Origin of the sequence: Tabrizicola sp. (genome assembly GCF_041911175.1) — a bacterium.
Taxonomy (GTDB): domain Bacteria; phylum Pseudomonadota; class Alphaproteobacteria; order Rhodobacterales; family Rhodobacteraceae; genus Tabrizicola.
In genome coordinates this window covers 24,772-31,069 of sequence record NZ_JAYRPN010000053.1, presented here as the reverse complement: position 1 = coordinate 31,069, position 6,298 = coordinate 24,772, and the positions used below count along the sequence as shown (strand labels likewise).

The following is a 6,298-nucleotide window of genomic DNA, read 5'->3' as shown; positions in this document are numbered from 1 at the left end:
TGCAGGTGATCCAGGCGCGGCCCAAGGCCTTCTCGGTCGCGTTGCCCTTCACCCCCTTGGGGCGCAGGTCGACCAGCATCAGATGGGTGTCGGTGCCGCCGGTGACGATGTCGAGCCCGCCCTTCATCAGCTCATCCGCCAGGGCCTGCGCGTTCTTCACCACCTGGGCCTGGTAGCTCTTGAAGCCGGGCCGGAGTGCTTCACCGAAAGCGACCGCCTTGGCGGCGATGACATGCATCAAGGGGCCGCCCTGGATGCCGGGGAAGATGGCAGAGTTGACCTTCTTCGCGATCTCCTCGTCGTTGGTGAGGATCATGCCCCCGCGCGGGCCGCGCAGGGTCTTGTGCGTCGTGGTGGTGGCGACATGGGCATGCGGGAAGGGGCTGGGGTAGAGGCCTGCCGCCACCAGCCCGGCGAAATGGGCCATGTCCACCAGCAGGTAGGCACCGACGCTGTCGGCGATCTCGCGCATCCGGGCGAAGTCGATGATGCGGGGGATGGCGGAGCCGCCGGCGATGATGAGTTTGGGCTGGTGTTCGGTCGCCAGTTCGGCCAGCTGGTCGTAGTTCAGCGTCAGGTCCTGCTTGCGGACGCCGTATTGCACCGCCTTGAACCACTTGCCGGACTGGTTCGGCGCGGCGCCGTGGGTGAGGTGGCCACCGGCGTCCAAGGACATGCCAAGGATGGTGTCGCCGGGCTTCAGGAGCGCCTGGAACACGCCCTGGTTGGCCTGGGAGCCGGAGTTCGGCTGGACATTGGCATGGGCGCAGCCGAAGAGCTGCTTCGCGCGGTCGATGGCGAGGTTCTCGGCCACGTCGACATACTGGCAGCCGCCGTAGTAGCGGCGGCCCGGGTAGCCTTCGGCATATTTGTTGGTCAGGACCGACCCTTGAGCCTCCATCACCGCGCGGGAGACGATGTTCTCGCTGGCGATCAGCTCGATCTCGTGGCGCTGGCGGCCAAGCTCCTGCTGCACGGCGCCAAAGAGTTCCGGGTCGCGCGAGGACAAAGGCTCGGTGAAGAAACCGGTGTCGCGGGGGGATGCGGTCATGCGTCAAGTCCTCGTGGCAAGGGGAAAGGCGGGTGAAGTGTGGCGGCTGTTTAGACCAGGCACCGGCATCGGGAAAGGCAAGAAAGCGACAGGTTCCGTCCTGCGCGCGAAATCGGGGCCGGGCGTGAAACCGGGCGGGGCCAGAACCGGGGTTGAGTTTGCCGGGCCGGGCGGCCAAGACTGGCGGCAAGGGATGGGGGATGCATGGAGCGACGGATCCGGTTCACGGCCTCGAAGGCCCCGGCGGCGGTGGCGGCGTTCCAGGCGCTGACCGCGGCCTATGGCCAGGCGGATGCCCGCCGCGCCGAGGTGGTGGTGGCGCTGGGCGGTGACGGGTTCATGCTGCAGACCCTGCACGCGGCGCATGGGCGGCGGCTGCCGGTCTACGGGATGAACTGCGGCACCATCGGCTTCCTGATGAACGCCTATGCGCTGGAGGACTTGCCTGCACGCCTTCAGGCGGCGGAGGAGACGGTGATCAATCCGCTGGTGATGCGGGCCGAGACCGTGCGCGGCAAGGTGACGGAGGCGCTGGCGATCAACGAAGTCTCGCTGCTGCGCCAGGGGCCGCAGGCGGCGAAGCTGCGCGTCAGCATCGACGGGCGGGTCCGGCTGGAAGAGCTGGTCTGCGACGGGGCGCTGGTGGCGACGCCCGCCGGGTCGACGGCCTACAACTATTCGGCGCATGGCCCGATCCTGCCCATCGGCTCGGACGTTCTGGCGCTGACCGCGATGGCGGCCTTCCGGCCCCGGCGCTGGCGCGGCGCGCTGCTGCCCCGGACGGCGGTGGTGCGCTTCGATGTGGTCGAGGGCGACAAGCGGCCGGTGATGGCGGATGCCGACAGCCGGTCCTCGACCCGGGACGTGATCAGCGTCGAGGTGCGGTCGGACGAGAGCCTGAGCCACCGGCTGCTGTTCGATCCGGGGCATGGGCTGGAGGAACGGCTGATCGGCGAGCAGTTCGTCTGAAACTCGGCTCCTGCGTCGCGACTTCGTCTTCTCGTCGTTGGGGGCTTCAGCGACGAGGGACGAAGTCGCCGAGGAGCGGTCAGCTGGCCTTGGCGCTCCAGGCCTCGATCTTGCGGTAGAGGGTGGAGGGCGACACGTCGAGCACCCGCGCGGCCTTGGGGATCGAGCCGCCGTGCAGCGCCAGCGTCGCCTCGATCAACCGGCGCTCGGCCGCGGCGAGGGGGAGGCCGAGGAGCGAGTCGGCGGTCAGTTCGGGACCGGGCGCGGGGAACGATCCCGATGCCGTGCCGATGTCTTCCTCGGTCAGGCCGGGGGGCAGCATCTCGGGCGTGACCCAGCCGCCCTCGTTCAGCACCACCACGTTGCGCATCACGTTCAGAAGCTGGCGCACGTTGCCGGGCCAGGGCAGCGATTGCATCAGGCTGCGGACCGAAGGGTCGAGGCCGTGGAACAGGCGGCCTTCCTCCTGCGCGAAGCGGGTCAGTGCGGCCTCGGCGATCTCGATCACGTCCTGGCCGCGGTCGCGCAGAGGCGGCATGTGGATCGGCACGACGTAGAGCCGGTAGTAGAGGTCCTCGCGGAACTGGCCGCGGCGGACGGCATCCAGCGGGTCCTGGTTGGTGGCGCAGACGATGCGGACGTTCACCTTGCGGGGACGGGTGGCCCCCACGGGTTGCACGGTCGAGGTCTGCAGGAAGCGCAAAAGCTTGGTCTGCAGCGCCGGGGCCATCTCGCAGATCTCGTCCAGGAACAGCGTCCCGCCATCCGCCGCCGCCGCCGCCCCGGGCTTGTCGGAAATCGCGCCGGTGAAGCTGCCCTTCATATGGCCGAAGACTTCCGATTCCAGCAGGTCCTGCGGGATCGCGCCGCAGTTCAGCGCGATGAAAGGGCCCGAGGCGCGGTTGGAATTGGCATGGACCGCCAGCGCGCAGAGTTCCTTCCCGGTGCCGCTTTCGCCGGTGATGAACACGGTCGCCATCGAGCGCGCGACCGAACCGATGGTCCCGTGGATGCGCTTCATCGCGTCGGAATTGCCGATGAAGCCCGAGCCTTCGGCAACCTCGCCGGCATCGCGGCTGCGGGTGGCGGGGGCGGACGGATCGGCGGGTTTCGGGGCCTCGCGCGGGTTGGCTTCGGCCAGCGCGTTCTGCACTGCCGACAGGAACTTGCCTTCGTCGAAGGGCTTGACCAGGAAGTCATGCGCCCCCGCCCGCATGGCCTCGACCGCGCGGTTGACCGAGCCGTTGGCGGTGATCGCGATGACGCGGGTCTCGGGCTGGAGCGTCAGGATGTCCTGCATCACCTCCAGCCCGTCGCGGTCGGGCAGCATGAGGTCAAGGAGCACGACCAGGGGGCGGTGGGTGCGGAACTGCTCCAGCCCCTCGGCTGCGCTGGCGGCGGTGGCGACGCGGTGACCGGCGGTGGCGAGGATCGAGCGGTAGACCATCTGGAGCGAGAGCGTGTCCTCGACCAGAAGCACCGAGGGACGGGAGGGAGAGGAGGGCGATTTCATCGGGCGTTACCAAGGGGCGGCCGGGTGGCGCGGATCAACTGGATCAGGGTGGCAAGCTCGCCCGCAAGGGGCGGCATCAGCACGTCGAGCGCATCGCGGTCCTGCCGGTGGGCGATGGCGTTCAGGTCTTCCGACATGGCCTGCAGCGACAGGGCGCCCACCGAACCGGACAGCGAGATCAGCACATGGCTGCCTTCGCGCAGGCGCTTCCAGTCGGCCTCGACCGCGCCGGTTTCCAGCAGGTCCTGCGTGGCGGTCAGGTCTTCGGTCAGCCGGGCGAGGAGTTCGACGGCCAGCTCCGGCCCGGTGATGTCAAGCAGGTGGCCAAGGCGCGAGGGATCGAATTCGGCCAGCGGCGCGGCACTGGCGCGGGGCGCGGACAGGCGGGCAAGCGCATCCTCGATCAGCGAAAGCTCGGCCAGCTGGTCGGGGGTTTCCAGATGCGGGCGCAGCGCCTGAACCGCGCGGCGCAGGTCTTGCAGCGGACCTTCGATCGGGTCCCTAGGCGCGGCGTCGGGGCGGGTCATCCGGTCAGGGTCGGGCGTGCCAGAGGAATCTTTGCAATATGCAAAGATTGCCTCAGGTTGCACGCGCTGTCCAGTGGCGCGTCAGGCTTTCGCCAGCCCCAGGCTTTGCAGCGCGGTGGTGATCTCGTCCAGAATGGCCGGGTCGTCGATGGTGGCGGGCATCTTCCAGGCCTGACCATCGGCGATCTTGACCATCGTCCCGCGCAGGATCTTGCCCGAGCGGGTCTTCGGCAGGCGGTCGACCACCACCGCGCGCTTGAAATCGGCGACCGGGCCGATCTGGTCGCGTACCAGTTTGACGCATTCCTTCACCACCTCGTCATGCGGGCGGTTGCTGCCCTTGTTGAGGCAGAGGAAGCCCAGCGGCGACTGGCCCTTGAGGTCGTCGGCCACCCCGATCACCGCGCATTCGGCGACATCCCGGTGGCTGGCCAGAACCTCCTCCATCGCGCCGGTGGATAGCCGGTGGCCCGCGACGTTGATCACGTCATCGGTGCGGGCCATGATGTAGAGATAGCCGTCGGCGTCGACATAGCCCGCGTCCCCGGTCTCGTAGTAGCCGGGGAAGTGGTTCAGGTAGCTTTTCAGGAACCGCTCCTCGGCGTTCCAGAGGGTCGGCAGGGTGCCGGGGGGCAGGGGCAGCTTCACCGCGATGGCGCCGAGCGTGCCGGGGCTGACCGGGTGGCCGCCCTCGTCCAGCACCTGCACGTCATAGCCGGGCATGGCGACGGAGGGCGAGCCGATCTTGACCGGCAGATGTTCGATCCCCAGCGGGTTCGCGGCGATGGCATAGCCGGTTTCGGTCTGCCACCAGTGGTCGATCACGGGGACGTTCAGATGCTTTGCGGCCCAGTGGATCGTGTCGGGGTCGGCGCGTTCTCCCGCCAGATACAGCGCCTGGAGGGTCTGGAGGTGGGGGACCAGCTTGCCCTCGGGATCCTCGCGCTTGATGGCGCGCAGGGCGGTGGGGGCGGTGAAGAAGGACTTGACTTTGTGCTCGGCGATCACCCGCCAGAAGGCGGCGGCGTCGGGGGTGCCGACGGGCTTGCCTTCGTAGACGATCGTCGTGCAACCGGCGATCAGCGGGCCATAGCAGATGTAGCTGTGGCCGACGACCCAGCCCACGTCGCTGGCCGCCCAGAACACATCGCCCGCGCCGACGTTGTAGATCGCGCGCATTGTCCAGTTGAGGGCGACGAGGTGCCCGGCGGTGGGGCGGACGACGCCCTTCGGCGCTCCGGTGGTGCCGGAGGTGTAGAGGATATAGGCCGGGTGGTTGCCTTCGACCGGCACGCAGTCGGCCGGTTGGACGCCGTACTGGAATTCGTGCCAGGCGTGATCGCGGCCGGGGGTGAGCTTGGCCACCTCCTGTTCGCGCTGGAAGATCACGCAGAAACCGGGCTTGTGGGTCGCCTGCTCGATGGCGGCGTCGAGGAGGGGCTTGTAGTGGACGACGCGGGAGGGCTCGATCCCACAGGAGGCGGCGATGATCGCCTTGGGGGTGCAGTCGTCGATGCGGACGGCGAGTTCGTGGGCTGCGAAGCCGCCGAAGACGACGGAGTGGATCGCGCCGAGCCGGGCACAGGCGAGCATCGCCTCCAAGGCTTCGGGGACCATCGGCATGTAGATGATGACCCGGTCGCCCTTCTGGATGCCTTTGGCATTCAGCGCACCCGCCAGACGGGCGACGCGGTTTTGCAGCTCGGCGTAGGTGATGACGTGTTTCGTCCCGGTGACGGGGCTGTCGTGGATGATGGCGGGCTGCTTGCCCCGGCCTGCGACGACGTGGCGGTCGACGGCGTTCCAGCAGGTGTTGACCTGCGCGTCGGTGAACCATTCGTAGAGGGGGGCACGGGAGGCATCGAGCGCCTTGGTCGGTTTCGTCACCCAGTCGATGCCACCCGCAGCGGTCAGCCAGAACCCCTCCGGGTCGTCAGCCCACGACTTGTAGATCTGTGCGTAGCCCATCGCGATCTCCCCCCGCCGATGTCTCCTGCCGCTGGTGGTATGCCAAGGGATACCGTCAACGCAACGCTGTTACCGGCAACAGCCTGCGGCAGATTTGCAGAATTTGCCGGATATGGATGGAGGATTATGCAAAGTTTCGTTGAATGGCGAAGTCAAGCCGTGAGCCGGGACGACTTTGCAAACTTGGCGCTACAGTTCCGGGTGAGGCGGAGTTTTCGAAAACTCCGCGCCGGAGCCTTTGAAGGCTCCGATCCGATTTCTTCGAAGAAA

5 protein-coding genes are annotated in these 6,298 nt (G+C 67.8%); 1 reads left to right on the top strand and 4 read right to left on the bottom strand.

Annotated features, from left to right (window positions below; translation table 11 throughout):
- Positions 1-1,051 (bottom strand): serine hydroxymethyltransferase (glyA, locus tag ACE3P6_RS07120; protein WP_374393174.1); only part of this gene is annotated, 1,051 nt, incomplete at its 3' end.
- 204 nt (positions 1,052-1,255) lie between these two features.
- On the opposite strand from glyA, the gene ACE3P6_RS07115 reads away from it, so the two are divergent.
- Positions 1,256-2,020, top strand: coding sequence for an NAD kinase (locus ACE3P6_RS07115; RefSeq protein WP_374393172.1), 765 nt, complete (start codon positions 1,256-1,258; stop codon positions 2,018-2,020).
- Between the two features lie 79 nt (positions 2,021-2,099).
- Here ACE3P6_RS07115 and ACE3P6_RS07110 read toward each other — a convergent pair whose 3' ends face one another.
- The 3 genes from ACE3P6_RS07110 to prpE all read right to left on the bottom strand — a co-directional run bounded on the left by ACE3P6_RS07110 (position 2,100) and on the right by prpE (position 6,028).
- Positions 2,100-3,533, bottom strand: a complete 1,434-nt coding sequence (locus ACE3P6_RS07110) for a sigma-54-dependent transcriptional regulator (protein ID WP_374393168.1) — start codon at positions 3,531-3,533, stop codon at positions 2,100-2,102.
- Positions 3,530-4,060, bottom strand: a complete 531-nt coding sequence (locus ACE3P6_RS07105; RefSeq protein ID WP_374393166.1) for a hypothetical protein — start codon at positions 4,058-4,060, stop codon at positions 3,530-3,532. The genes ACE3P6_RS07110 and ACE3P6_RS07105 overlap by 4 nt, the downstream gene beginning before the upstream one ends.
- Before the next feature lie 81 nt (positions 4,061-4,141).
- The gene (gene prpE / locus ACE3P6_RS07100) at positions 4,142-6,028 is read right to left on the bottom strand and encodes a propionate-CoA ligase PrpE (protein ID WP_374393164.1); all 1,887 of its coding nucleotides are present in this window, start codon (positions 6,026-6,028) and stop codon (positions 4,142-4,144) included.
- Positions 6,029-6,298 lie beyond the last annotated feature (270 nt).

Excerpts from the sequence above, each read along its gene's own strand:
- ACE3P6_RS07115 (WP_374393172.1), top strand. The coding sequence starts at position 1,256 with ATGGAGCGACGGATCCGGTTCACGGCCTCGAAGGCCCCGGCGGCGGTG.
- ACE3P6_RS07110 (WP_374393168.1), bottom strand. The coding sequence starts at position 3,533 with ATGAAATCGCCCTCCTCTCCCTCCCGTCCCTCGGTGCTTCTGGTCGAG.
- ACE3P6_RS07105 (WP_374393166.1), bottom strand. The coding sequence starts at position 4,060 with ATGACCCGCCCCGACGCCGCGCCTAGGGACCCGATCGAAGGTCCGCTG.
- prpE (WP_374393164.1), bottom strand. The coding sequence starts at position 6,028 with ATGGGCTACGCACAGATCTACAAGTCGTGGGCTGACGACCCGGAGGGG.